Below are 25,166 nucleotides of genomic sequence, written 5' to 3'. Positions count from 1 at the left end.
CTTAAATATGCTGGCAATCAGCGTCCATTGTAATTCCGCACAAGTTCATCCATCACGCGGCTGGTACGGATAGCGGTATCGCCGGTGCTGAGAGCGGTGCCGCATCCCAGAAGCTCATCTACAATGGACTGGATCAGCGGCTGCTGGATATGGGGCGGGTGGGCAATGAATTCAGGGTACTCCCCATCTTCGGTCCTGAGAATAACCGGCTGCTCCGCAAAGGTGGAAAAGGTGATACTGCCACGGCTGCCGATGATTTCAGTAACGTCTTCGTTAGTAAAGGCATTAAAGCACCAGATGCCCGTCCCATGAACGCCTGTCTCAAAGCGGTATCTACCGGATACGGTATCCTCAGGTTTGTAGGGGCTTCCAAAGTTGGACGCATATCCGTTGACATCTTCAATCGGGCCAAGCAGGAAATCGAGCAGATCCAGCGTATGGCTGCCCACATCCAGCAATAACCCGCCGCCGGAAATTTCCGGGTCCACCCGCCAATTCTCCTCACTTACCGCTGCGAGCGGCTTAGTCATATGCAGGGTGCGCACAAACCTGGGTTCGCCGATCGCTCCCGTGTCCAGCCACTCCTTAACCTTGCGGAAGCGCGGAAGCCCTCTGCGGTAATAAGCGACGTACAGCGGAACCCCCGCCTGCCCGCAGGCAGCAATCATGGCTTCGCATTCTGCCGTATTAAGACCCATGGGCTTCTCCACATAGACTGGCTTTCCGGCCTGCGCTGCCGCTAAGGTGTACTCCATATGGGTGGACGGCGGTGTAGCGATATACACGGCATCCACGCCGGGGTCGGCTATCAGACCGGCTGCCCCGTCGTACCAGCGGGGTACCCCATGCCGCCGCGCATAGTCGGCTGCAAGTTCTCCGCTGCGCCTCATGACGGCAGCGAGCTGTGATCCTCCGGCCTTTTGCAAGGCCGGACCGCTCTTAACCTCGGTTACATCCCCGCAGCCGATAATGCCCCAGTGAATGATTTTGTCCAATTCAGTATCCTCCTCGGGTTCTAGTCCTGCTTACAACATTCTCTTCATTATATCAACGATTTCCGCTGAATTGTTGTATGAGAGACAGCATTTTTCGCGCCTCCAAGCGGCTTAGTGCCTGCAACAATCTATGTGAAATAATGCCCGTTTTCCAGATCGGCGACCAGTCGGGGTTGAACCGGTTGCCAGCCCAGAAGCTCCCTTGTTGCCAGGCTTGCCTGCGCAGTGTTGTACAAGCTTGTGATGTCGATTGCCGCGATGGCACCAAGGAAGCCGAAGTGGGCGGCGGCGGCTTCAGCTGTTATGCTGACCTCCAGCACACTCAATTGCCGCCCGATGACCTCTGCGATCTCGCGGAGCGGAATGCCTTCATCGCCAGCGCCGAGCAGCCGTGAGCCTGCCGGGGCAGACTCCAGCGCCAGGCGGTACAGCACCGCTGCATCCAGGCGATGAACTGCTGGCCAACGGTTGCTTCCGTCACCGATGTAGGCGGCGAAGCCCTTCGCCCGGGCGATATTAATCATCATCGGCACAAAACGCAAGAGATGATGAAGAGCTGGCAGGCGGGCTCATCAGGTGTGTTTTTTTAATCAGGCGAGAGTGAGACGCGCGGCGGTACTTACTGTTACGTATCTCCTCTCGCTTTTCTATTTTGAAAGGCGGCCGGGAAGTTTTTTGCTCTGAGATTTTTGGGAAAGACGGGCACGCGTTCACGGATCGCCGCTTCCGGCTCTTTGCCTCTGTTCCAATAGTTTGTTTCGGATCGTATTGGAAAGAATGGGGGGAGGAGGGATTGCGCTATGCATGCTTATATGGATATTCTGGTCCGCACGATAATTTCCGTCATCCTACTTCTGTTTATCCCTAAGCTGCTGGGCAAGCAGATGATATCGAACATGACCGCACATAACTTCGTCACCAGCATTATGCTGGGGTCGATAGCCGCCAATCTGGCGTTTAACGAGAGCCTGAAATCGGTCTATTTGATTTTGGCACTGGTCGTTGTTGCCGCCTTGTCGTTTCTGCTGTCGCTGATCGCGCTGAAGAGCCATAAGTGGAGGGCTTGGATTTCCGGTTCACCCACGGTACTGATTGAGGGAGGAAAGATATTGGAGGGCAACATGCGCAAACTGAAATATACGCTGGATTCACTCGCTCAGTCGCTGCGGGAGAAGGATATTTTCAATATAGAAGAGGTGGATTATGCCATTCTTGAAGATAACGGAAGGTTGTCCGTACTGAAAAAGGAGGCATATCAGGGAGTACAGAAGAAGGATATGAAACTGCCGTCTCACCCGCAAGCCTTCCCGGTAGAATTAATTATGGATGGCATTGTGATGGAGGATAACCTGAAGAATTACGGACTTACGACACAATGGCTGGAGAACGAGCTAAGACGTAAAGGAAAATGTATCTCCGACGTGTTCTATGCAGTGAGAGGAACGCAGCAGCAACTCATTTTCGATTTCTATAAGGATGATATCCGCCATCCGCTGGATAAAGAGTGACACTCAATCTAACTCATTGTTATGGTCGAGACGACAGGATTTAACAATCCGCATTATACGCCTATTATATAGGTCGATTTCATTAACGGGTACCGTTCGATTTAAGGACGGTACCGTTTCTGTGTATAGAAACCGTTTCAGTTCAAAAAAGAAAATTGGTATGGTGGATTGTCCGGAAATTGGTAGTATATAAATAAAATGTATATAAGGTATAATATTCCATGTACCGCTGCAATGCGGTGAAGTGAAATGCTCCGAAGGAGGATTAAGATGAATCAAGTCCATACCGGGAAAGAAGAAAGCAGCAGAGCGTTTAAAGTGGAATTTTCGGAGGACGTTTTTGAGATAGCCCCTGATTTACATGTCGGGTTGATCGCGACCTCTCATATTGCAAACTTAGACAGGGATTCTGAAGTGAACGCGCTGCTTGCTCATATGGAACAGGAAATCATGAACTCAGGATTGCAAAAAGAATCAATAAGTGAAATTCCGACCATTGCAGCCTGGCGAAAGGTCTATAGTCAATTTGGTGTCAAGCCCGCAAGGTATCCTTGCGCTGCAGAATCGCTCATAAGACGTGTAGTTGAACAGGGGGCATTGGCCCGAATCCATACGCTCGTGAATTTATGCAATGCGATCTCTTTGAAATGCCGCACACCGATAGCTTCCTGCGATATCTCTGATATACAAGAATTCGTTATCAGAAGAGCTGCGGGGAATGAACCGTTCTTGCCGATTGGGAAAGTGGATGAGTGCGAGCTTCCTTCAGCCGGTGAGATTATTTATGCAGATGATGCCGGGAGAGCACACTCCCGGCGCTGGAACTGGAGACAGAGCGATCATATTAAGACAACCGCCGAATCCTCACAAATGCTGTTTACGATTGAAGCGGTCCATAAAGAAGCTAGAGTACTTGTAGAGGCCACTACGTTTCTTTTAAATGAATTGCTGCAGCCATTTACCGGAGCAGGGAGATCGGAATGGGCGTTTATTCATAAGGATTCTCCTGTGCATACCTTTCAATTACATACCGGGGAGGTTTTTGCGGATCGTGACAGAGCCCATGAGGCAAGTGAAGAAAGGTATTATTGACTCCATTCCCATTGTTATCGGGTATATCCCGGCATGCATCACCTTCGGCCTGGTCGGCAAAGCCCTTTCCTTAAGCGACCTGGAGGTCTTCCTTCTATCCGCTGTGGTCTACGCCGGAGCAAGCCAGTTTATCGCAGCCAAGCTGCTCGCAGCGGGAACCGCTGCCCCTATTATTTTGCTGCTCACGTTCGTCATCAATTTAAGATACTTTTTCATCAGCATGTCATTCTCTTCCAGAATGAACCGGAATACACGCCCCTTCTACAAAGGATTTGTTGGATTCGGGCTGACAGAAGAGGTGTATGCGGTCAGTATGATGTCCGACAAAAACCGCAGAGAAGCAGGGAATCATTCCCTTCCTTATCTGCTGGGGCTGGAGGTCCCGCCCTATGCCGTCACTCTAATCGCAACGTATGCAGGGATTATGCTAGCAGACTATATTCCCGCCAATATTTTGCCGGCGCTGAATACTTCCCTGTACGCTTTGCTTATTGCACTAGTAATACCCCAGATCCGGCTCAGCAAAAGAAACCTGGCGATCTGTATTTCAGCCGCTGCTTCCTCCTGGTTGCTGCAGCCCTTGTTAGGAACAGCTACTGTAGTGGCTGCGATGATCATAGGAGCATGTGTCGGCGGAATATTTCCTTCCAAAGAAGAAAAGGTCAGGAGTGAAGTCATGTGACAATCATTGTGATCCTGGGAATGGGCATGCTTACCTTCTTATTCCGCATTGCGCCGCTGCTGCTTGTGCGTAAGGCAGAGATGGAGGAGCGAAAGAACTGGTTTCTGGAGAATCTTCCTCTGGCTGTACTCAGCGCGTTAATTATTCCCGGTATATTTCAGGTGGATCAAGAGGCGCCGATGGTCGGGATTGCAGCGGGTGTGGTTGCTATTGTTCTTGTACTCGCTAAAAAGGTGCCATTGTTTGGTGTCATCATTGCTTCTGTCGCTGTTGCTGTTTTGGTTGAAATTCTATAATCCATTAAGAATGGGAGGAAAATGCGCCTATGGATATTAAGCCGGTAGAACTGCTAGCGATATGCGGATCAACCCGCATTGGTGGGAATACAGACCAGATCCTGCAGTATAGCAATGAAATAGCTATCCACAGAGGAGCAAATCTCTCAGTACTTAATTTAAGAGAGTATAATATCTCACCTTCCGGGACCTGCGGGGATTGTAACTACCGGGAGAAGGCCTGCGGGCTGACGGACGACATGCTGTACATTGTACAGATGATGCAGAAGGCCGAAGGGATCATTTATGCAGTTCCTGTTCATGGTTTTGGCATGGGGCATCTGATGCAAATGTTTATTGAACGCTCAGGGGTATGCTATCTCCGGTTTGAGCGGCCCCTTACGAACAAGGTCGGGGGAGCTATCATTACAGGCCGGCGCTACAATCACCAGCATGTTCATTCTCAGATTGTGAACAATATTCTGCTGAATCGCATGATCCTGGTAGGGAGCGGTTTCCCCGCCCTTCTGCATGCCGGACAAGCAAGCGAGGTATTCAGTGATTTAGAGGGGCTGGATTCTGTGCGGAGAATGATCAACCGGATGATTGATATGATCTCAGCTATGAAGCATTATTCGCAGATTACGAATCATTCCTTTTTGCAGTGTGAGGAAGAGAATGAGCGGAGAATATGCGAGAACGAGCTTCGTCGTCTGCAAGCACCGCTAGTGTAAAAGATTCACCCATCATTGGTTTTCATATACTAAAAAATAAAAAGTGGAGGTTGATGGCTGTGACGAATAAGGAACTGGAGGCTCTCGGAGGGATTGATTTTCCTAACATGGAATGGACAAGCTGGGAAAAGCCGGGTGCTAACGGGCGTGTGAAAATCAGTTATATCGGCAATAAGCGGCTTCGGTTGCTGGAGCTTCCTCCGGGATTCAATGAAGAGCATTGGTGCCTGAAAGGGCATGTGGGTTATGTGCTGCAGGGAGAATTCACAATACATTATGAGGACAGAAAGGTATCCTGCAGTCCCGGAATGGGTTTTGTAATTCCTGATGGGGATCCGCATCGGTCACAGGGGATGGAAGGTAACCCGACTCTGGTGTTTGTTCTTGATGAAATGGACTAATACAGATGGGGAGTGTGAAGAATCTTGCATCCGATTCAAGTAGACACTGAAGTGTATGATATTCCGTTTCACGATTCCTTTGAGACCTATTTATCCTTACGGGAACAGCTGGGGGAGCAAAACACCTACTTTCTGGAAACCTTATCGGGGTCTTCCAAGAGTGCCCAGAGTACTTTTATAGGGTTCAAACCGCTTTTTACGATTACAGCGTTCTCAACAGAAATACAACTGACAGGACTAGAGTCCATTATGGAGCGGGTAAGCCAGGGAGGGCTGAAGGCAGGGCTGCTTGTCTCACGGGATGGGGTTTTGCATTTGCGGGACCGCAAGGGCTTGTGGGATTTCCTGCGGTTCGTTCAGTCCCAGTTCACCGTTTCTGTCCCGGACCAGGGCGAAGCCTTCTATTTCGGATTTTTTGGATACTTGGGCTATGATACGGCGTGGTCTGTTGAAAGTCTGCCGAGTCAGATTCCGAATGATGGAACGGTCCCGGATCTTGCCTTGTCCATTTACCAAGGGTTAATTGAATATAGTCTGGTTGACAAGACAGTCAGGCTGATTCTTAACCAATCTGCTGAGGGCTGGGATGACCTGTCCAAGGCGGAGATTGGCCGTATGCTCCACAAGGGTGAATTGCAGGTAAACCGGACGTTAGCAGATGCTGTAGAGCCGTTATCCGTGGAATATACGATAGACCGTCAGGTGTATCAGAATAATGTGAAGAAAGCTCTCTCATATATTTCGGCCGGAGATATCTATCAAGTCCAGCTAGGCAATCAAATTAATATTAATAGTCTTATGACTCCAGTTGACGTTTATCGGAGACTACGGGTGCGTAATCCATCGCCATATATGTATTTGGCCACTTTTGGAAGGATGACGCTGATCGGCGCCAGTCCAGAGCTGTATATTAAAATCCAGGGTGGGAACATCACAATGAGGCCTATTGCGGGTACTTGCCCCAAGGGTTCCACTCCAGAGGAGAATGAGAGACTCATACAAGCTCTGAAGCGGGATGAAAAGGAAGTAGCGGAGCACATTATGCTGGTAGATTTATGCCGTAATGATATTGGCCGGGTCTGTGAAACAGGGACTCTGGAGGTAGACGAACTGATGGTGATCGAGAAGTACTCACATTTGAACCATCTGGTATCAAGTGTAGGAGGAACGCAGAAGGCCTCAAAGGACATGTATGACATTATTGCGGCTACTTTTCCGGCAGGCACAATGACTGGAGCCCCCAAGATTCGGGCCATGGAAATCATTGAAGAGCTTGAAACCACGCGCCGCGGGGCATATGCGGGGGCTATGGGATTCATTGATTTCAACGGATATGTAAATATGGCACTGTGCATTCGGACAGCGGTTCATCGGAAGCCTGATTCGTATTCCATCCGCGCCTCTGCGGGAGTGGTGGCTGATTCTGTGCCGGAGAAGGAATGGAGTGAAACTTTTCATAAAATGGGTGCATTATTCTGGGCGGTCACAGGCAGGGAGGTACTGCATGAGAGCATTAGTCGTTGACGCATATGATAGCTTTGTATATATTATTTGCCAATATCTGATGAAAGCCGGAGTAGAGCTTGAAGTGGTGCGTAACGATCAGTTAAGTTCGGGTCTTGTGGAGCTGATGGCTCCAGATTTTGTAGTTCTGGGTCCAGGTCCGGGCCATCCGGCTGATGCGCGGTATATCGAGCTGATCCGGCAATATGGAGCCTGTCTTCCGATCCTTGGCGTATGTCTGGGCCACCAGGCGATTGGACTTGCTTTTGGCGGCAAAGTGATAGGGGCGAAACATCTGATGCATGGCAAAACCAGTGAGATTATCCACGATGGTAAAGGCTGTTTTACAGAACTCCATAATCCGTTCCGGGCTACGCGTTATCATTCCCTGATCGTGAGCCGGGAGGGGCTGCCGGATTGTCTGGAAGTCACTGCAGAATCTGCGGATGATGGATATATTATGGGGGTACGGCATAGGGAATTTCCAATCGAATCTATTCAATTTCATCCTGAAAGTGTATGCACTGAAAGCGGATATCAAATATTTCATAATTTCATTTCGACCTATGTATCATACTCATATGAATCTCAAATTATCTAGGGAGGATTTGTAATGTTGAATGAGAACCTTGCGCTTCATCGTCAAGAGATTGATATCATTGACCGGCAGATTGTGGCTTTGCTCGCTGAAAGAACGCGGGTCGTTAAGAAAATTATGGTCTTGAAGACGGATGAAGAGTCTGTCCGTTCCTGTGACCGGGTTCAGCAGGTACTAGATAAGGTAGCCAGGCTGGCAGAGGATGCAGGTCTTGAACCACAGATCGCTACGGCTACTTACAAGACTTTAATTACGGTTCTGACGGATATGCAGCTTGAATATCTGCACAGCCGTGAGCAGTCAGATGAGCCAGCGGTGTGAGCACCGCGGTTCATGATCTGAAGTCGGCCCTTGTATACTTGGCGGAACAGGGTGAAGGACCCCGGCGGTATACGGTGCCTGTGGACGCTAAATATGAATTAGCCGCTCTATATGCTGCCCAGGGAGGCGGGGTTCCAGTCGCATCACCAACCGGCCCCGGAGTGCCGATGTTATTCGAACATGTGATGCCTGTGAACAAGACGGCGCTGGCGGGGATCTTTGGAACCCGGAAACGGTGTGCAATGCTTCTCGGGGCGAAAGAACAATATATTGCGGACTTCCTGCTGGATGCCGCACAGCATTCTATTGAGCCCGTAAAATGCGAGAAGCCGCCCTGTCAGGAGGTGGTCCATCAGGACGTTGACCTCGCCCGGCTGCCGATCCCTACAATGAGTACGCAGGATGCGGGACCCTATATTACACTCGGGTTAGTAGTCGCTAAGCATCCTGTCACTGGTGACAGTAATATTTCCATTCATAGGCTATGGGTGAAAAGCAACAACGAGCTGACAATCTGGATGGTCCCGGGCCGCCACTTGGAGGGCTTCTACCTGGCTGCACAAGAAATGGGCGTGCCGCTTCCGATCTCCATCAATATCGGTCTGGACCCTGCTATATACATTGCCTCCTGCTGCACGGGTGCTGTAGCGCCCGAGGGGTTCAATGAGCTGGCTATTGCAGGCGGATTACGGGGACAGCCAGTCAAGGTTTCCTCCTGTTTATCTGTTGCCGCAGACTGCTTGTCCGAAGCGGAGTATGTACTGGAAGGTGCAATCACCCATGAGTATGCTCCTGAAGGAGAGCCTGGGGGCCATTCCATGCCGGAGTTTCTGGGATATGACGGCCAGGCACACCCCCATTTGCCTGTTGTGAAGATTACGGGAATCACATCCTCAGCTCATCCCATATTTCAAACCGTGATTGGTCCAGGGTACGAGCAATCCAATCTTTTAGCGGTGGGGATGGAAGCCGGAGTCCTCCAGTATGTACGCAATCAAGTGACCTCCCGGATTACCAATGCTTATTGCAGCTCTGCCGGGGGAGGCCAACTGCTGTTATTTGCTCAATTTCATAAAATGAATGACGAGGACGATCTCGCTGTCAGGCGCGCGGGAACGATGATTCTTCGGTCTTTTCGTATGATCAAACAGGTGATCCTGGTTGATGAGGATGTGAACCTGTTCAGTGAAGAGGAGGTGTGGTGGGCCATGACGACCCGTTTTCAGGCGGATGTGGACATTATTACCTTCCCGGGACTTGAAGGCTTCCATCTGGACCCGTCGCAAATGCCAGGCATGTCCCCACAGATAACGAAGCCTGGCATGACCACAAAAGTCGTGTTTGATTGCACAGTACCGTATAGAATGAGAGACTCGTTTATAAGAACTTCTTTTGGCACACCTAAAAATATATAGGGGGTTACTCTATGAGTATTATTAAGGTAACTGCGGATGGTATATTTGGCGAAGAAGATCAGGAGCAGTTTGGCGGAAGCTATGTTCCGGAAGAGCTAAAGGCGGCGCTTAATAAACTGGACGAAGCTTTTCAGCGTTATAAGGACGACGAAGAGTTCGAGCGGGAGTTCCAGTACTACCTGAATGAATATGTGGGCAGGCCAAGTCTGTTGTATTATGCGCAGCGGCTGACGGATAAATTGGGCGGGGCCAAAATTTACCTCAAGCGTGAAGATTTAAATCATACCGGAGCGCATAAGATCAATAATACTATCGGCCAGATTCTGCTTGCCCACCGGATGAAGGCCAAAAGAATTATTGCAGAGACTGGCGCAGGGCAACATGGTGTAGCGACTGCTACCGTATGTGCCTTGTTTAATATCCCTTGCACCATTTATATGGGTGAGGTGGATATTGAACGACAGGCTCTCAATGTATTCCGTATGCAGATGCTGGGAGCAGAGGTTGTGGCTGCGAAGTCCGGTAACAGAACACTGAAGGAAGCCGTGGATGAAGCGCTGAATGATTTCGCACAGAACTATGAAGATACCTACTATCTCATCGGCTCTGTTGTTGGACCGCATCCGTTTCCGCTGATGGTCCGTCATTTTCAGGCTATCATTGGAAGAGAGGCCAAACAGCAGATTCTGCAGAAGGAAGGGCGCCTTCCTGATCTGATCACTGCTTGTGTAGGCGGGGGATCCAATGCGATTGGGCTGTTTCATCCCTTCGTGGATGATCCTGGTGTCACGATAGTGGGCGTAGAGCCTGCAGGAAAAGGGATCGAGACCGGAATCCATGCGGCTCCGCTTAGTACAGGCAAGCCGGACATTATTCACGGGTTCAGATGCTACGTGATGAACGATGCCGAGAACTGCCATTCCATTGCAGCCGGGTTGGATTACCCTGGTGTGGGCCCGGAACATAGCTATTACAAGCAGATTAAGCGTGCGGAATATGTCTCGGTTACCGATGAAGAAGCGTTGAATGCCTTCTTGACCCTATCTAAGACGGAAGGAATTATCCCGGCCCTGGAAAGCTCCCACGCTGTCGCCTATGCGATGAAGGTTGCAGGAGCCATGAGCAGGGATGAAATTATTGTGGTTAGTCTTTCTGGCCGCGGGGACAAGGATGTTGCTCAAGTCTATGAAATGCTCCAGGATCGCCCGGCACTGCAAGAAGTATAGGAAGAGCTATATACAGCAAGCCTTCGGTGTTTCAAAACCCGGAGGCTTAAATCCATTTATAGAGAAAGATCGCATAGGGGATAGAGGGGGATATACTTGGGATCTGAATTGTTAATTACAATAGATAAGACTTTGGATACATCCTTATCCAGACAGGTGTTTGAGCAAATCTTGCAGGCAATCAACAGCGGGTGCTTGCGAGCCGGAGACCAGCTTCCCGCCACGCGATTGTTGTCAGAGCAGATTCTGGTTTCCCGCAGTGTCATTCTTCAATCCTATGAGCAGCTACGGGCGGAAGGTTATCTGGAGATGAGGAGAGGAGCGGGAACGTTTGTTGCCGTCAACGCAGCGGGCGCAGATACAGACCCCGGCAGTATGACGGGCAATTATTGCGCTGTGTCGACCAAAGCACCGAAATTCGTATCGGCTCTTCCCTCACCGTCAACGGTTCCTTATGATTTCCGTCATGGTGTGCCAGCTTGGGATATGTTTCCGATGGACCGGTGGCAGCGTGCCTTGACGGAGGTCTGCCGGAGGGCCACGCCTGATATGCTTACATACGGACCGGCAGAAGGCACCCTGGCACTTCGGGAGGAGATTGCCAGGCTAGTTCGTTCTACCCGCTCCATTCCGGCGCTTCCGGAGCAAATTGTGATTACGACAGGGGCTACGCAAGCTCTGGATATTCTCGCCAGGCTTTGCCTGAGTAAAGGAGATCAGGTGCTGGTTGAAGACCCAACCCATAACGTGCTCAGGGAAATATTCAGCTACTCAGGGGGTGAAGTGATTCCCGTACGGGTTGATCAGGAAGGAATATGTGTTCAGGAGATGGATGAATGTCTAGCGCTTCACAGTAAAAGACAGTCAACAACCCCCAAGCTGATCTATGTAACCCCTTCGCATCAGTTTCCGGTGGGGGTGACGATGTCATTTAACCGGAGAATTCAGCTTCTGGAGTGGGCAAGAAGGTCTGGAGCACTCATTATTGAAGACGATTATGACAGTGAATACCGGTATGTAGGGCAGAAGGTATCTGCACTCGCAGGGCTGGATAACTCTGGACGGGTCGTATATGTGGGAAGCTTCAGCAAAATTCTGTTTCCTGCACTGCGGATTGGCTATACCATTCTTCCACCTTCCTTGATAAAGCCCTTTCTGGCAATCAAATGGATTACGGATCGGATGACCCCTACGCTGGAGCAGGAAGCGCTCGCGGATTTCATCCAGTCAGGACAATATGCCAAGCATGTAAGCCGAATGGGGAAATTATATGCCACCCGCCGCTCCTGTCTGGTAAATGCGCTGCAACATGAGTTTGGCAGCCGGGTCAAGGTTTTCGGAGACGAAGCTGGATTACATCTGCTCATTGAGCTGGATACAATGGTGAATGAGCAGTGGATTGCCGCGAAGGCTCTAGGGCTTGGAGTGAAGATATATCCGGCATCCGATTACTTTCTTGAGCATATGCCTCAGAAGCCTACATTTATTCTGGGATATTCGAATCTATCCGAGAATCAGATCAGAATGGGCATCAAGAAGGTGGCACTTGCCGAGAAAGAATGCCGGGAAGGCCCCTGATATTCGTGCAAAAAACCCCTTGACAATCAAGGGGGCTGGCAGATTAGTTATGGTCGAGACGACAGGATTCGAACCTGCGGCCTCTTACTCCCGAAGCAAGCGCTCTACCAAGCTGAGCTACGTCTCGACGTACTGAACAAATTGAATTATACGCCTGTATGTAAGCGCTGTAAATATTCTTTTTGGCACAGCTTACCGGCCCCGCTCAGGCAATTTTCCTGCCCGAGATTGACAGATATCAGGCCGCTGGCTATACTTGAAATGTTAAAATGTAAATCGGATAAAACGTTGATGAAAACAAGTACGCCGGAGAATGGCTCCATCAGAGAACAGGTTCCTTTGCGGATTCCCCGCAATTGGCTGTGAGAACCTTGAAGGCAGGCCGGCAGAAAGCTAGTTTCGGAGTGCGGGGATAATCCCGCCGGGGGGCACCCGTTAACAGCCGCACAAGGCGATCGTCTGCAATAGTCCGTGTTCTCACGGAACAAGACGATAACCAGGGTGGTACCGCGATAATCATCGTCCCTGAATCTAATTCAGGGGCGTTTTTTGTTTTTGATTTTTCGGGTAACTTTTTGGGGCAACAATGAGTTTTCCGGCCAAAGTGCCGCATTAAATGATGAGACGGGAGCTGTACATGATGAAAGCAAGTGAAATCCGTTCCAAATGGCTGCAGTTTTTTGAGAGTAAAGGTCACCGCATTGAGCCGAGCGCCTCGCTCGTGCCCCACAACGATCCATCGCTGCTATGGATTAACGCAGGCATGGCGCCGCTGAAGGCTTACTTCGACGGCCGGGAGATTCCTGAGAATCCCCGCCTGACCAACTCACAGAAATGTATCCGTACCAATGATATTGAGAACGTAGGCAAGACGCGCCGTCACCACACGTTCTTCGAGATGCTGGGTAACTTCTCCATCGGCGATTACTTCAAGGAAGAAGCGATTACCTGGGCTTGGGAATTCCTTACCGGCAAGGAATGGATCGGCTTTGATGGCGACCGGATTTCCGTTACCGTGTATGCAGAGGACGAAGAAGCGTTCAAGCTGTGGAATGAAAAAGTCGGTCTGCCTGCAGAACGCATCATCAAGCTGGGCGACGAGAACTTCTGGGACATCGGTGAAGGACCTTGCGGCCCTTGCTCGGAGATCTTCTATGACCGCGGCGAGGCTTACGGCAGTGATATGAGTGATCCTGAGATGTATCCGGGCGGCGAGAATGAACGCTGGCTGGAAGTGTGGAACCTCGTGTTCTCGCAGTTCAATCATAACAAGGACGGCAGCTACACACCGCTTCCTAACAAGAATATTGATACCGGCGCAGGTCTGGAGCGCTTCGCTTCTATTCTGCAGGATGTGGACTCCAACTTCGACACCGACCTGTTCCAGCCGATTATCCAGAAGACTGCCGGTCTTGCCGGTGTAACCTACAAGGATAATGTTGAACAGGATATTGCGCTCAAAGTCATTGCCGACCATGTGCGTACCGTTACTTTTGCGGTAGGTGACGGCGTGCTTCCTTCCAATGAAGGACGCGGCTACATCATCCGCCGTCTGCTCCGCCGTGCAGTCCGTTACGGCAAGACACTTGGACTTGATCGTCCGTTCCTGCACGAGCTGACGGAGACGGTTGGCGAAGTTATGGGTGTATACTATCCTTCCGTAGTGGAGAACCGTGAATATATTGCCAAAATCATCCGCCTGGAAGAAGAACGGTTCCACGAAACATTGTCCGATGGTCTTGCTATCTTGGGCGAGATCAGTGCCAAAGCAAAGGCTGACGGCCTAAGTGCTATTGCAGGTGCTGATGCGTTCAAGCTCTATGACACTTACGGATTCCCGTTCGACCTGACAGAGGACTTCGCTTCCGAGCAGGGGCTTACGGTAGACCGTGAAGGCTTCGATACTGCGATGCAGGAGCAGCGTGACCGCGCCAGAGCAGCCCGCCAGGACAGCGCCAGCATGAAGATCCAGGGCGGAGCACTTGCCGAGCTGACGGTTAAAAGTGAATTTGTTGGATATAATGACACGGTAACCGAGTCTAAAGTGCTGGCGATTGTAGTTGACGGCGCACTTGCTGATGTCGTCAGTGAAGGCGCCCAGTGCCAGGTTATCCTTGAAACGACTCCATTCTACGCTGAAAGCGGCGGTCAGGTGAGCGATACCGGACTTTTGACCGGCGGCTCTGTGACTGCCAAGGTTACCGGACTCTTCAAAGCTCCGCATGGCCAGCATGTGCATCTGGTTACTGTCGAAGCCGGGGACCTGAAGGTTGGAGATACAGTCCGTGCGGAAGTGAACCGTGCCGAGCGTGAGGATATCGTGAAGAACCATACGGCAACCCACCTGCTGCATAAAGCGCTGAAGGAAGTGCTTGGCGGCCATGTCAACCAGGCAGGTTCTTTAGTAGAAGGCTCACGCCTGCGCTTTGACTTCTCGCATTTCGGAGCCATCACTCCGGAGGAGCTCAGCGATATCGAACAACGCGTGAACGCCCAGATCTGGCGCGGCCTCGATGTTGTCATTGAGAACAAGCCGATTGATGAAGCCAAAGCTATGGGAGCGATGGCCCTCTTCGGTGAGAAATACGGCAATATCGTCCGTGTCGTGCAGGTCGGCGACTACAGCCTGGAGCTGTGCGGAGGATGCCACGTAGCCAATACATCGCAGATCGGAATCTTCAAGCTGCTCAGCGAGAGCGGCATTGGTTCCGGTGTGCGCCGGATCGAAGCGGTGACCGGCCGCTACGCCTACCAGTTCACGGAGAGCCAGCTGGATCTGCTGAAGCAATCGGCAGCACTGCTGAAGTCCTCGCTGACGGATGTGCCTAAGCGGATCGAAGCCCTGCATGCCCAGGTTCGTGAGCTGGGCCGCGAGAACGAATCGCTGCAGTCCAAGCTGAGCGCAACCTTTGCAGCTGAGCTGACCAGCAGTGTGATTACAGTAGGCGGTGGCACGCAGCTGTTGGCAGTATCCGTGCAAGCCGGCAATATTGATGCTCTGCGCTCGACTGCAGACGAACTGAAATCCAAGCTTCCGGATGCCGTACTGGTGCTCGGCGCAGTAATGGATGACAAGGTGAACTTTGTGGTTGCTGTGCCGCAGGACCTGGTGAAGAAAGGCTTCCACGCCGGCAAGCTGGTCAAAGAAATCGCTGCGGTCTGCGGCGGTGGCGGCGGCGGACGTCCGGACATGGCACAGGCTGGCGGCAAGGATGCCTCCAAGCTGGGCGAAGCCCTGAAGAAGGCCGAAGAGCTTGTAGCTGCATTGGCTTAACGGATTGCCTGAAATAGCTGAGAAATTCCCCGGATAAAGATACAGCGGTACTGAGGGCAACATATCAGTACCGCTGCTTTATTCACAAAATGTATAATTTTTGGGGTTATTCATTATTGACCCGGGGCTTGCAATAGCTTAAAACCCAAAAAAACATCTATTTTTGTAGATAAAATACCAAAAAAAGCGCTTTTACAGGGGCAGGATTTCCTCGTTGGGCCATGAATATGTTATGATGAAGGCAGCAAGTAAGCTGTACAGCAGCAACTTTGCGAAGCCGCCCGAATCGGGGTGATTTTGCAGAAGGAAGGTGTCACAAATGGACTCCATGGACAAAACGGTCAAATTCAATGTGAAGGGCGACGAAAAGGAAGCTTCTCCCCAGGAAATTTTACTCGCCGTGTACGACGCGCTGGTGGAGAAGGAATATCATCCGATCAACCAGATCGTAGGGTATCTACTTTCCGGAGATCCGGCTTACATTCCGCGCCACAACAATGCGAGAAGTTTGGTCCGGAGAAAAGAACGTGATGAGCTGATTGAGGAACTGGTCCGGTTCTATCTGGCCAATCATCGGGTGGACCAGCCGAAATGATGAAGAAGCTGGGACTGGATTACGGCGACCGCAGAATCGGTGTCGCCACAAGCGATATTTTCGGGTGGACAGCGCAGGCTTTGGAGACTATTGAGCGGCGCGGAAACGGCAACGAATTCGACCGTATCCGTGAACTGGTCAAGGAGTACGAAATCGGTGAGATTGTCGTTGGGCTGCCGAAGAATATGAACGGCTCAGTAGGACCCCGTGGTGAAATTTGCATCGAATTCGCAGACCAGCTGCGGGAGCAACTTGATTTACCCGTACACCTTTGGGATGAGCGTCTGACGACGGTATCTGCTGAGCGGGTGCTGATTGAAGGGGACGTCAGTCGGAAGAAACGCAAGGGGATTGTGGACAAAATGGCCGCAGCCCTGATATTGCAAAATTTTTTGGATGCTAACAGTAAAAGGTGAGGGGTGTGCGGATATGACAAACGAGCAGATCGGCCAAGAAGAAGAACCGGAAATTATCTATATTCCTGATGAGGAAGGTAATGAAGAGGAATTTGAGGTCATCATGAAGTTTGAAGTCGACGGATCGGATGCGAAGTATATGATGGTGGTTCCACTTGATTCTGAGGATGAAGAGACTGATGAAGTCTATGCGTTCCGTTACGAAGAAGACGGCGACGACTTGCAGCTGTTCATGATTGAGAATGACGAGGAATGGGCGATTGTAGAAGAAACCTTCAATACTTTGGTAGACGAGCTGGATGGAGGAGCGGAGAATGACTGATTTTTCCGCTGATCAAGCGGTATGGACTTCGAAGCTTAAAGAGGTATACGGAGAAACAGTAGAACTGGAAGATGAGCAGGGCAAGTCTTCCGTTTACGATATTATTGCTGAATTTGCTGTCGGTGATCGTGCTTATGCTGTTTTGGCCGGTTCTGGAAGAGCTGCGGAGCAGGAAATTCTGCGGATCGTGGTTTCTCCTGACGGGCTTCCTGAACTGGAGAGCATTATGGACGATGAAGAGTGGGAGGATGTTTCCGAGCTGTACGATGAGCTTACCTTCCCGGCTGAAGACACCGAATAATCCAATAGCATTAGCACGGAAGAGGGCGGATTTTTTTCCGCGCTCTTTTTGCTTGGAATGCAGGAAAATAAAAATATGTTGAATTTAAAACAATACAATTTTATACTTTATAGTCGGAAAGTGAGGCGTAACATTTGAAAGCCGTGATCCGCACTGTGCTCATTATAATCCTTGTCCTTGCAGCTGCTGCAGGGGGAGGAGCATGGTATATCTGGAATGGAATGCAGCCGGTAGAGCCCGCAGGGCCGGCCGTGACGGTTACAATAGAGAAGGGTATGGGAAGCTCACAAATTGCTGACCTGCTGGAAGAGAAGGGAATCATCAAGAACGGATTGTTTTTTAAAGGGTATCTAAAATGGGTCCAGGAAGGCTCCAGCTTCAAGGCAGGAAATTATAACGTGAGCCCGGGGGACTCTTATGATACCTTGATCAGCCGGATGAATGCAGGGGATGTCGTGAAGGAAGATACCGTTGTATTCACGATACCCGAAGGGTACACTGCGACTCAGGTTGCAGATAAGCTGGCTGAAGCGTGGAATCAGAAGGCAGAGGTGTTCCTGCAGTTGATTGATTCAGGTGCGGGCCTTGAGGCAGTAGGAACTTTAGGAATCCCGGAGAATAAGGAGCTGCGGCACCGTCTTGAAGGGTATCTGTTCCCGGAAACCTATGAGCTGGCCAAGGACAGTACTCCGCAGGAGGTCATTGAAGCCATGCTGGAGCAGCTGGTGAAGAAGCTGGACACGATCCCTGAGTGGAAGGCGAAGCTGGCGAACCGTGGGCTTACCTTGCATGAGCTGATGACGGTTGCTTCGCTCGTAGAGCGTGAGGTGGTAGTGAACGAGGAACGACCGCTGGTCGCCGGTATCATTTATAACAGACTGGACAAGGGCCAGAAGCTGGAGATTGATGCTACGGTCCAATATTTACTGGACAAGCAGAAGGAACGGCTCTACGAGAAGGACCTGAAGGTGGACAGCCCTTATAATACGTACAAGCAGGAAGGATTGCCGCCTGGACCGATCAGTAGCCCGGGGCTTGCTTCTATTGAAGCCGCAATGACTCCTGAGGTATCGGAATATTTCTTCTATGTCACCAAGAAGGATGGCTCTCAGGCGCATTTATTCGCCAAGACCTACAAGGAACATTTAGCCAATATCGAAAAAAGCAAACAAAATCAGTAGGAAAAGCGCTACAATAGTATTGATGCAATAGGCACAGGAGGTAACACAATGAATAACAAACCGGAGCTGCTGGCGACAGCAGCCTCGCTGGAAGAAGCGGCAGCTTTGCTTGCGGCAGGCGCAACTGCGCTGCTGATCGGGGATGACCGTTTCGGCATGCGGCTCGCCGGGCATTTCTCGCTGGAAGATACTTCAGCGGCTGTAAAGCTTGCACATGATACAGGCGGTAAGGTGTACGTAAGCATAAACGGGCTGATCTCCAATAAAATGCTGGAAGAACTGCCTGCTTACATCAAAGCCATCGGCGAATTGGGTGTAGACGGGGTCGAATTCGGAGACCCTGCTGTCCTGGCAGCTGTGAAGGCGGAAGCGCCAGGGCTGAAGCTGCACTGGAATGCAGAAATGACCTCTACCAATTACGCCACAGCCAATTATTGGGGCAGTAAGGGAGCTTCGCGGGTCGTTCTGGCACGTGAGCTGAATATGGACGAAATGACCGAAATGGTGCCTCATCTGCAAGTAGAGGCCCAGGTCCAGGTACATGGCATGACGAATATTTATCATTCCAAGCGTAAGCTGGTAGCCAGTTACATGTCTCATCAGGGACGTCCGGGTGATGGTGGCAGTCTTGGCAAGGAGCGCGGGCTTTTCCTGATAGAAGCAGAACGGCCGAATGAGAAATTCCCGATATATGAGGATGAGAACGGAACACATATTATGAGCTCGGACGATATTTGTATCCTTGAGGATCTGCATTTCCTGCTGAAGGCTGGCGTGCACAGCCTGAAGATTGAAGGGCTGCTGAAGCCGGTAGCTTATAACGTTGCCGTAGTTAAGGCTTACCGCCATGCTATTGACTTGTATGCTGCCGATCCCGCCGGATATGCTTACGATGAGGCCTGGATGGATGAGATCCGGGCGCTGCAGGACCCTGAGCGTGAACTGTCGTTCGGCTTCTTCTACAAAGAACAGGTATATTAAAATATATAAAAAGCATTGTCTCAGCTTTTGCAATGGATTGTCTAGGCTACATTATAGTGTAAGCAGCGGAGGGGAAGTTTGAACTGGAGGAGCGTCAGCGTTCGCCTTTGTCGGCGGATTTCACCGCTAAGCGGTATAAATCAAGAAATCTGCAGACAACAGCGACCGGAAGTCCAAACATTCCCCGCAGTTGCGCCTTCACACCAAATGCCGGCCGTTCAATCTTGCAGTAGCTGCGACAATTAGGAGGGAGAACAGGAATGGGAACCATGACCAAGCCCCAATTCAAGGGGAAACGTTATCGTCTGGACAAACCGGAGCTCCTGGCTCCGGCAGGAAACTTAGAGAAATTGAAATTCGCCGTGCATTATGGCGCGGATGCAGTATATATCGGAGGACAGAAATACGGCTTGCGCTCGGGAGCAGATAACTTTACCTTTGAGGAAATGCGCGAGGGTGTTGAATTTGCCAAGAAGTATGGCGCCAAAGTATTCGTAGCGACGAATATCTATGCTCACAATGAAGACATCGCCGGGATTGAAGAATACCTGCGTAACTTATATGAGGCCGGGATTGCGGCCATTATTGTAGCCGATCCGGTAATTGTAGACACCGCGCTCCGCCTTGTACCTGGCCTTGAGGTACATCTTAGTACCCAGCAGTCCACGCTCAACTGGCAGGCAGTATCTTTCTGGAAGCAGGAAGGACTGCCGCGGGTCGTGCTTGGCCGGGAGACCAGCTTAGAGGAGATTGCCGAGATCAAGCAGCATGTGGACATCGAGATCGAGAGCTTCATCCACGGTGCGATGTGCTCCTCGTACTCCGGACGTTGTGTGTTGTCCAATCACTTTACAGACCGCGATTCCAACCGCGGGGGTTGCTGCCAGTCCTGCCGCTGGAAATACGACCTGTTCGAGGATGGCCGTCCGGAAGGAACCTGGGTATCGGAAGAGGACCAGGCAGTGGCGCCTCAGGCATTGCAGCCTGGCGTAACCCAGCTGCCGCTGCATCAGCCGGAGGATAATCCGTTCTCGATGGGTTCGAAGGATTTGTGCATGCTGGAGAGTATTCCTGACCTGATCGAAGCCGGGATTGACAGCTTCAAGATCGAAGGCCGAATGAAGTCGATCCATTATGTGGCAACGGTGGTTAATGCGTACCGCAAAGCGATTGATGCTTATATGGCTGACCCCGAGGGTTATGTGCTGAAGCCAGAATGGCTGGAGGAGCTGCAGAAGGCTGCTAACCGTCCGCTCAATACAGGTTTCTTCTACGATACGCCGGATCATGAGGATCATATTTATGAGCCGGAGGAAAAAGCGGCACCTTATGATTTCGCCGGCCTGGTGCTGGAATATGATGCGGAGAGCGGCATGGCACTTGTCCAGCAGCGCAATAACTTCAAACCGGGCCAGGAAGTGGAATTCTTCGGACCGGATGACACCTTCTTCAAGCAGACCGTCGGCGAGCTGTGGGACGAGGCGGGGAATCCGCTGGATGTTGCCCGTCACCCGCTGCAGCGGGTGCGCATGAAGGTCGACCAGCCTGTAGCTTACTTTGACATGATGCGTAAAAGAAAATAAAGTTATAAGAAAGATTTAAAGGGATGTCCTTCTTCTAGAAGGGCGTCCTTTTTTTGCGTAAATACCTTGGAATCCGCCGGAAAGCGGGCTGGATCTGAAGAAAGATGAATGTGGAATGAACTTTCCGGCGGCTCCCCGGAGCAGGATACCTCTTACTGAAGCGGACTGAGAATCCGCCAATTTGCCAAAAGCCTGCCTAATCTGGATGAATCGGACTAAAAATCCTTTATCTTGTTCTTCTAAGCTTCAAATGAGCTGATTCAGAACAATTAACGGAATCTCAGTCCGGTTGTCGCGAGATTTTGCCTGATTTGGCCGAATAGCGGAATCTCAGTCCTCCTCACAAGCCGATGTGTCCATGAAGCGTCTGCCAAGTTCCGGCTGGAAATAATGCAGCATGGGAGCTTCATACACTCCGGTTTGATTCACCCGTAGGGGGTTTAGTTCTAGACCAAAATACTAATGCAGTTCGACAAAAACATAGAAATTTTAAAGAAATTTCTATAAAATACTAAGAAAAATGAGCCTTTGTGCCGATATATACCACAGGTAACGCTTACATACGACGTCTAATCTAATTGGCAGGTGATTGTAATGGGGGCTCCAAATCCGGAGAGCGACAGAGACAAACCGAAAGAGAGAAGGATTAAAGTGGGAAAGAACAGTAAAAAGCCTAAGGTTGTACAAAAGGCTGAGACAGGCCAAACAGGTGATACCCAGACAACAAGTAAAGCGGCAGTTCAAAAACTAACTTTAAAGAACGTCCTGAATGGTTCAGTACGCCAGGTAAAGAGAGTTAACCCGCTGAGATCAGTTGGTGTTAAGCTTTTCCTGATATTCTTATCTTCAATTGTGATTGTTGTGCTGTTCCTGGGGATTCTGTCTTACAACAAAGCCAAGAATACCATTAAGGATAATGTTTCCGAAGCCAACCGGCAGACGATTATCCAAACTTCTGAGAAGCTTGATATTACCTTGAAGCAGTATGAAAATTTGGCACTTCAGCTGTATTTCGATACGCAAATGCAATCGAATCTGAATGAGCTTGCAACTGCTGCGAGCAGTTATGATAAATTTGTGGCTACAGATGCCATCAGCAAGAAGCTCTCCAGCCAGACTACAACAGATTCTAATATCGTAGCGATCTCACTGATTCCTGAGGACCCTGCGATGACGATAATATCGAGCGGGAGCTCCGGTCTTACCATGGACGGCTTAAGAGATCAGGAATGGTACAAGACTGCTGTCAAAAATTCAACCTCGTATGAGCCTTACTATACCTCGGAAGCGAAGTCCGCACAGAACTACTGGTTCCCGACTTCCGTTAAAGGCGATGGCGGCAAGAATATCGCTATGGTCAGATCGCTCAAGAACCTGGGCTCGAATGCAGGTTATGTTGTATTGCTTGAGCTTAAGAGCACTTTGCTTGAAGAAGCCTTCGAGAGCGTGAAGCTTGGGGACGGTTCGCGGATTCAGCTGGTATCACCGGAAGGAATGGTAGTTGCTTCTTCCGTACCGGCAGAGGACGGCAAGGTGTCAGAGCTTAACTTTATTATGGAGAGCAAGAAGAACAGCGAGAGTCAGGAAGCCAAGGATGCGAGCGGCAAACATGTACTGGCTGTGTACAACCCGATGGAGAAGGCAGACTGGAAGCTCGCCGGAGTTGTTCCTACCGGCCAGCTGGTTGAAGCTGCCACTCCGATTCTGTTCACAACATTTATAGCGGCTGGAGCTGCAGCTCTGCTTGCCATTCTGGTTGGCTTCTGGATGGTACAGATGATTGCCAAGCCGCTGGCACGTCTGAAGGATCTTATGGTTCAGGGGGCCAAGGGTGACCTTAGCGTCCGTACAGAGTATGTCTCGAAGGATGAGATCGGAGATCTGTCCGCTTCTTTCAATCTGATGATGGGGCGGATCACCGAACTGGTTGCCCAGACAACGGAAACTGCGCGAGAGGTGCTTGAAACAGCCAATGATCTGGGCGACGCTTCCCGCAAGACGGCGATTTCTGCCAAGGAGATTGCTGCTGCTACAGAAGAGATTGCTGGCGGGGCCGGAAGTCTGGCACAGGAGGCGGAACGCGGCAATGAACTGACGGATCTAATTGCTACGCAGATGCAAAGTGTGATTGCTGCTAATTCCGAGATGGATCAGGCCGCCCGCGGAGTAGGGGAAGCCAGCGGACACGGTGCCAGCCAGCTCGAAGCGCTGCTGGAACAGACGGGCCGCACCGGTGAGATGACAAGCGCACTGGTGGACCGGGTCAACAACCTGAAGGACACGGTATATTCCGTGATTAAGGTACTGGATGTAATGAAGAATATTACCCAGCAGACGAATATCCTGTCTCTAAATGCAACGATTGAAGCGGCAAGAGCGGGTGAAGCAGGCAGAGGGTTCATGGTGGTTGCCGGTGAAGTCCGGCAGCTCGCTGACCAATCCAAGCAGTCTATCGCCCTGGTTGCCGGCATTACAGACAAGATTATGGCTGAAATGGATGAGACAGTAGCAGTGCTGTCAGAAGTGGCCCCGCTGTTCAAGGAACAGATGAGTTCAGTCAAGAGTACCAGTGACATCTTCGTATCGGTGAAGGGACAAATGGAAGACTTCATTACCAGCCTCGAATCGGTCACCGGTGCCATCGACAGCCTGAATCATTCCCAAGGCGTGTTGTCCGATGCCATGAGCAATGTAAGTGCGGTTGCGCAGCAGTCTTCGGCCACCTCTGAAGAAGTTGCTTCCCTCAGCAATGAGCAGCAGAATGTTAGTGATCAGCTCGTATCGCTGTCCGGTAAGCTGCAGAGTGCATCGACACAGCTGGAGAGCAAGCTGTCCCTGTTTAAGATCTAAGCATTCGGCAACGTACAATAACAAATTGAATCGTTCCGGGCATATATATGTTGCATTCCGCCGCTTCTTTCCATCCGGGAAGGAGCGGTTTCTTTATGCTTGTACATCGGTTTGCGACCCCGTATAATAATTTTGTTAGCTAAAAGTTATGATTTCCGAAAAAGTTAGCAACACTGAATAAAGACTCGTTATGTTAAACCGTGAATAGTATCTGGAGGTCTTATATATGGCTAAGAAAGTCACTATGCAAAAAATCGCCGACCATCTCGGCGTTTCCAAGTTTGTCGTGTCCAAATCCCTGTCCGGCAAAGGCGGTGTCAACGAAACTACCCGGGAGAGGGTCATTCAGGCGGCTTCGCAATTAGGTTACTTCACTCAAAAGAATGCCTATGTTCAAAGTATCAAACGCCCTCCGCAGCCTGTGGACAGTGACCGGAACAAACAGTCAGTCCTGGTGCTTATGCCTAATATCCGTTCGCAAACCCAGGATTCCCTATACTGGGGGAAGATTGTTGACGGCATTGCACTTGCGCTGGACCAGGAAGGTCTGGGCATGGTCATAGTCTCTGAGCACCGGACGGATAACTTCGTCAATATTCTCAACCCTAGCGGACTGCTCGGGCTGATTGGCGTGGGCCAGATCTCGACCTCACTGCTGCTGGAGGTGCACCGTATCGGCCTGCCGATGGTGCTGATTGACCATGAAGATCCGCTTATTCCAAGTGATACGGTATTCGCCAATAATACGGATTGCATGACCCGGCTCAGCAATCATCTGATGGGCACGGGACACACGGAGCTGCATTTTATCGGAAATATCCGCTATTCCCGCAGCTTCCGAGACCGCTGGATCGGCTTCCGCAGCGCCCTGGAAGAGAATGGAATGAGGACGCCTGCCGGTGATGATGAAATGCTGCAGCTGGAGGGAATGGATGATGGCACTTTTGATGAGAGCTTTAAGCAATGGATGCACATACGCAAGAAAACCAAAAGTCTGCCAACCGCGCTAGTCTGTGCCAATGATTTCATTGCGCTCACCATTAGTGATCTGCTCAAAGCAGAAGGTTTTGCGATCCCGGGTGATGTTTCGGTAACCGGCTTTGACAATATTGAGGACGCCACACGGGGGGTTCCCCCGCTCACTACTGTACATGTTCCAAAAGAGGCAATGGGCCGGGCGGCTGTAGAGAAGCTGCTGAACCGTATCCATAATCCTGCCGCACCGCTGGAGAAGATCCTGATTGCTGCCGACATTGTCCACCGGGATTCGGTGGCTGGACCAAGAGCATAGTTGGAATTATCAGTGCGTCTGAGCCGCTGTCCGCTATCCGCGCG

The 25,166-nt window shown here is 50.7% G+C and carries 24 protein-coding genes and 1 tRNA gene; 22 read left to right on the top strand and 3 right to left on the bottom strand.

The window, feature by feature from the left end:
• Window positions 1-17: 17 nt before the first annotated feature.
• Window positions 18-995 carry a Gfo/Idh/MocA family protein gene (locus MKZ24_RS29105; RefSeq protein WP_340789262.1) on the bottom strand — a complete coding sequence of 326 codons (978 nt, stop codon included), beginning with the start codon at window positions 993-995 and terminating at the stop codon, window positions 18-20.
• A gap of 128 nt (window positions 996-1,123) precedes the next feature.
• Window positions 1,124-1,429, bottom strand: coding sequence for a nucleoside-diphosphate sugar epimerase (locus tag MKZ24_RS29100; RefSeq protein WP_340789260.1), 306 nt, complete (start codon window positions 1,427-1,429; stop codon window positions 1,124-1,126).
• A gap of 366 nt (window positions 1,430-1,795) precedes the next feature.
• Here MKZ24_RS29100 and MKZ24_RS29095 point away from each other — a divergent pair, with 366 nt between their 5' ends.
• From MKZ24_RS29095 to pdxR, 12 genes are all read left to right on the top strand, one after another.
• A complete protein-coding gene (locus MKZ24_RS29095; protein ID WP_042233991.1) occupies window positions 1,796-2,503 on the top strand; it encodes a DUF421 domain-containing protein in 708 nt (235 codons plus the stop codon).
• Window positions 2,504-2,773: 270 nt separating this feature from the next.
• Complete coding sequence (locus MKZ24_RS29090) at window positions 2,774-3,595, top strand: B3/B4 domain-containing protein (protein ID WP_052416126.1); 822 nt, start codon at window positions 2,774-2,776, stop codon at window positions 3,593-3,595.
• Window positions 3,555-4,277, top strand: a complete 723-nt coding sequence (locus tag MKZ24_RS29085; protein ID WP_197073054.1) for an AzlC family ABC transporter permease — start codon at window positions 3,555-3,557, stop codon at window positions 4,275-4,277. The genes MKZ24_RS29090 and MKZ24_RS29085 overlap by 41 nt, the downstream gene beginning before the upstream one ends.
• Window positions 4,274-4,573, top strand: coding sequence for an AzlD domain-containing protein (locus tag MKZ24_RS29080; protein ID WP_042233995.1), 300 nt, complete (start codon window positions 4,274-4,276; stop codon window positions 4,571-4,573). Before MKZ24_RS29085 ends, MKZ24_RS29080 begins: the two co-directional genes overlap by 4 nt.
• Before the next feature lie 29 nt (window positions 4,574-4,602).
• A complete protein-coding gene (locus MKZ24_RS29075) occupies window positions 4,603-5,286 on the top strand; it encodes a flavodoxin family protein (protein WP_042233998.1) in 684 nt (227 codons plus the stop codon).
• A 59-nt stretch (window positions 5,287-5,345) separates the two neighbouring features.
• Window positions 5,346-5,687 (top strand): AraC family ligand binding domain-containing protein, encoded by a 342-nt coding sequence (locus MKZ24_RS29070; RefSeq protein ID WP_042241927.1) that lies wholly within the window; start codon window positions 5,346-5,348, stop codon window positions 5,685-5,687.
• Window positions 5,688-5,711: 24 nt separating this feature from the next.
• A complete protein-coding gene (locus MKZ24_RS29065; RefSeq protein WP_052416128.1) occupies window positions 5,712-7,211 on the top strand; it encodes an anthranilate synthase component I family protein in 1,500 nt (499 codons plus the stop codon).
• Window positions 7,192-7,791 (top strand): anthranilate synthase component II, encoded by a 600-nt coding sequence (locus tag MKZ24_RS29060; RefSeq protein ID WP_042233999.1) that lies wholly within the window; start codon window positions 7,192-7,194, stop codon window positions 7,789-7,791. Before MKZ24_RS29065 ends, MKZ24_RS29060 begins: the two co-directional genes overlap by 20 nt.
• Window positions 7,792-7,803: 12 nt before the next feature.
• A complete protein-coding gene (locus MKZ24_RS29055; RefSeq protein ID WP_042234005.1) occupies window positions 7,804-8,109 on the top strand; it encodes a chorismate mutase in 306 nt (101 codons plus the stop codon).
• Entirely contained in the window at window positions 8,106-9,524 is a 1,419-nt protein-coding gene (locus tag MKZ24_RS29050) for a UbiD family decarboxylase (protein ID WP_042234007.1), read from the top strand. Before MKZ24_RS29055 ends, MKZ24_RS29050 begins: the two co-directional genes overlap by 4 nt.
• 11 nt (window positions 9,525-9,535) lie before the next feature.
• Complete coding sequence (trpB, locus tag MKZ24_RS29045; RefSeq protein WP_042234008.1) at window positions 9,536-10,750, top strand: tryptophan synthase subunit beta; 1,215 nt, start codon at window positions 9,536-9,538, stop codon at window positions 10,748-10,750.
• Between the two features lie 96 nt (window positions 10,751-10,846).
• Window positions 10,847-12,328, top strand: a complete 1,482-nt coding sequence (gene pdxR, locus MKZ24_RS29040) for a MocR-like pyridoxine biosynthesis transcription factor PdxR (protein ID WP_340789237.1) — start codon at window positions 10,847-10,849, stop codon at window positions 12,326-12,328.
• Window positions 12,329-12,378: 50 nt separating this feature from the next.
• Here pdxR and MKZ24_RS29035 read toward each other — a convergent pair.
• A tRNA-Pro gene (locus MKZ24_RS29035) sits at window positions 12,379-12,455 on the bottom strand.
• A gap of 513 nt (window positions 12,456-12,968) precedes the next feature.
• Here MKZ24_RS29035 and alaS point away from each other — a divergent pair.
• From alaS to MKZ24_RS28985, 10 genes are all read left to right on the top strand, one after another.
• A complete protein-coding gene (alaS, locus tag MKZ24_RS29030; protein ID WP_042234012.1) occupies window positions 12,969-15,602 on the top strand; it encodes an alanine--tRNA ligase in 2,634 nt (877 codons plus the stop codon).
• Between the two features lie 319 nt (window positions 15,603-15,921).
• Window positions 15,922-16,197 carry an IreB family regulatory phosphoprotein gene (locus MKZ24_RS29025; protein WP_036696603.1) on the top strand — a complete coding sequence of 92 codons (276 nt, stop codon included), beginning with the start codon at window positions 15,922-15,924 and terminating at the stop codon, window positions 16,195-16,197.
• Window positions 16,197-16,613: a Holliday junction resolvase RuvX gene (ruvX, locus tag MKZ24_RS29020; protein ID WP_042140895.1), complete on the top strand. Its 417-nt coding sequence runs from the start codon at window positions 16,197-16,199 to the stop codon at window positions 16,611-16,613. The genes MKZ24_RS29025 and ruvX overlap by 1 nt, the downstream gene beginning before the upstream one ends.
• Window positions 16,614-16,626: 13 nt before the next feature.
• Complete coding sequence (locus MKZ24_RS29015; protein WP_036696606.1) at window positions 16,627-16,935, top strand: DUF1292 domain-containing protein; 309 nt, start codon at window positions 16,627-16,629, stop codon at window positions 16,933-16,935.
• Window positions 16,928-17,236 carry a DUF1292 domain-containing protein gene (locus MKZ24_RS29010; protein WP_039295631.1) on the top strand — a complete coding sequence of 103 codons (309 nt, stop codon included), beginning with the start codon at window positions 16,928-16,930 and terminating at the stop codon, window positions 17,234-17,236. The genes MKZ24_RS29015 and MKZ24_RS29010 overlap by 8 nt, the downstream gene beginning before the upstream one ends.
• Before the next feature lie 134 nt (window positions 17,237-17,370).
• Window positions 17,371-18,417 carry an endolytic transglycosylase MltG gene (mltG, locus tag MKZ24_RS29005; protein ID WP_197073055.1) on the top strand — a complete coding sequence of 349 codons (1,047 nt, stop codon included), beginning with the start codon at window positions 17,371-17,373 and terminating at the stop codon, window positions 18,415-18,417.
• A gap of 48 nt (window positions 18,418-18,465) precedes the next feature.
• Window positions 18,466-19,398 (top strand): peptidase U32 family protein, encoded by a 933-nt coding sequence (locus MKZ24_RS29000; protein WP_340789234.1) that lies wholly within the window; start codon window positions 18,466-18,468, stop codon window positions 19,396-19,398.
• A 260-nt stretch (window positions 19,399-19,658) separates the two neighbouring features.
• Complete coding sequence (locus MKZ24_RS28995) at window positions 19,659-20,981, top strand: peptidase U32 family protein (RefSeq protein WP_042234016.1); 1,323 nt, start codon at window positions 19,659-19,661, stop codon at window positions 20,979-20,981.
• 651 nt (window positions 20,982-21,632) lie between these two features.
• A complete protein-coding gene (locus MKZ24_RS28990; protein WP_231637806.1) occupies window positions 21,633-23,831 on the top strand; it encodes a methyl-accepting chemotaxis protein in 2,199 nt (732 codons plus the stop codon).
• Between the two features lie 226 nt (window positions 23,832-24,057).
• On the top strand, window positions 24,058-25,122 hold the full coding sequence (locus MKZ24_RS28985; protein ID WP_340789202.1) for a LacI family DNA-binding transcriptional regulator: 1,065 nt from the start codon (window positions 24,058-24,060) through the stop codon (window positions 25,120-25,122).
• Window positions 25,123-25,166 lie beyond the last annotated feature (44 nt).

The sequence above is a fragment of the Paenibacillus sp. FSL R7-0297 genome (genome assembly GCF_038009025.1).
Taxonomy (GTDB): Bacteria; Bacillota; Bacilli; order Paenibacillales; family Paenibacillaceae; genus Paenibacillus_AQ.
This window is presented reverse-complemented; position numbering and strand designations above follow the sequence as displayed.

What these genes read in the sequence shown, in the direction of transcription:
- MKZ24_RS29015 (WP_036696606.1), top strand. Translation starts at nt 16,627, where the DNA reads ATGACAAACGAGCAGATCGGCCAAGAAGAAGAACCGGAAATTATCTAT.
- ruvX (WP_042140895.1), top strand. Translation starts at nt 16,197, where the DNA reads ATGAAGAAGCTGGGACTGGATTACGGCGACCGCAGAATCGGTGTCGCC.
- MKZ24_RS29095 (WP_042233991.1), top strand. Translation starts at nt 1,796, where the DNA reads ATGCATGCTTATATGGATATTCTGGTCCGCACGATAATTTCCGTCATC.
- MKZ24_RS29090 (WP_052416126.1), top strand. Translation starts at nt 2,774, where the DNA reads ATGAATCAAGTCCATACCGGGAAAGAAGAAAGCAGCAGAGCGTTTAAA.
- MKZ24_RS29000 (WP_340789234.1), top strand. Translation starts at nt 18,466, where the DNA reads ATGAATAACAAACCGGAGCTGCTGGCGACAGCAGCCTCGCTGGAAGAA.
- MKZ24_RS29075 (WP_042233998.1), top strand. Translation starts at nt 4,603, where the DNA reads ATGGATATTAAGCCGGTAGAACTGCTAGCGATATGCGGATCAACCCGC.
- MKZ24_RS29060 (WP_042233999.1), top strand. Translation starts at nt 7,192, where the DNA reads ATGAGAGCATTAGTCGTTGACGCATATGATAGCTTTGTATATATTATT.
- alaS (WP_042234012.1), top strand. Translation starts at nt 12,969, where the DNA reads ATGAAAGCAAGTGAAATCCGTTCCAAATGGCTGCAGTTTTTTGAGAGT.
- MKZ24_RS28995 (WP_042234016.1), top strand. Translation starts at nt 19,659, where the DNA reads ATGGGAACCATGACCAAGCCCCAATTCAAGGGGAAACGTTATCGTCTG.
- MKZ24_RS28985 (WP_340789202.1), top strand. Translation starts at nt 24,058, where the DNA reads ATGGCTAAGAAAGTCACTATGCAAAAAATCGCCGACCATCTCGGCGTT.
- MKZ24_RS29010 (WP_039295631.1), top strand. Translation starts at nt 16,928, where the DNA reads ATGACTGATTTTTCCGCTGATCAAGCGGTATGGACTTCGAAGCTTAAA.
- MKZ24_RS29055 (WP_042234005.1), top strand. Translation starts at nt 7,804, where the DNA reads ATGTTGAATGAGAACCTTGCGCTTCATCGTCAAGAGATTGATATCATT.
- MKZ24_RS29025 (WP_036696603.1), top strand. Translation starts at nt 15,922, where the DNA reads ATGGACTCCATGGACAAAACGGTCAAATTCAATGTGAAGGGCGACGAA.
- trpB (WP_042234008.1), top strand. Translation starts at nt 9,536, where the DNA reads ATGAGTATTATTAAGGTAACTGCGGATGGTATATTTGGCGAAGAAGAT.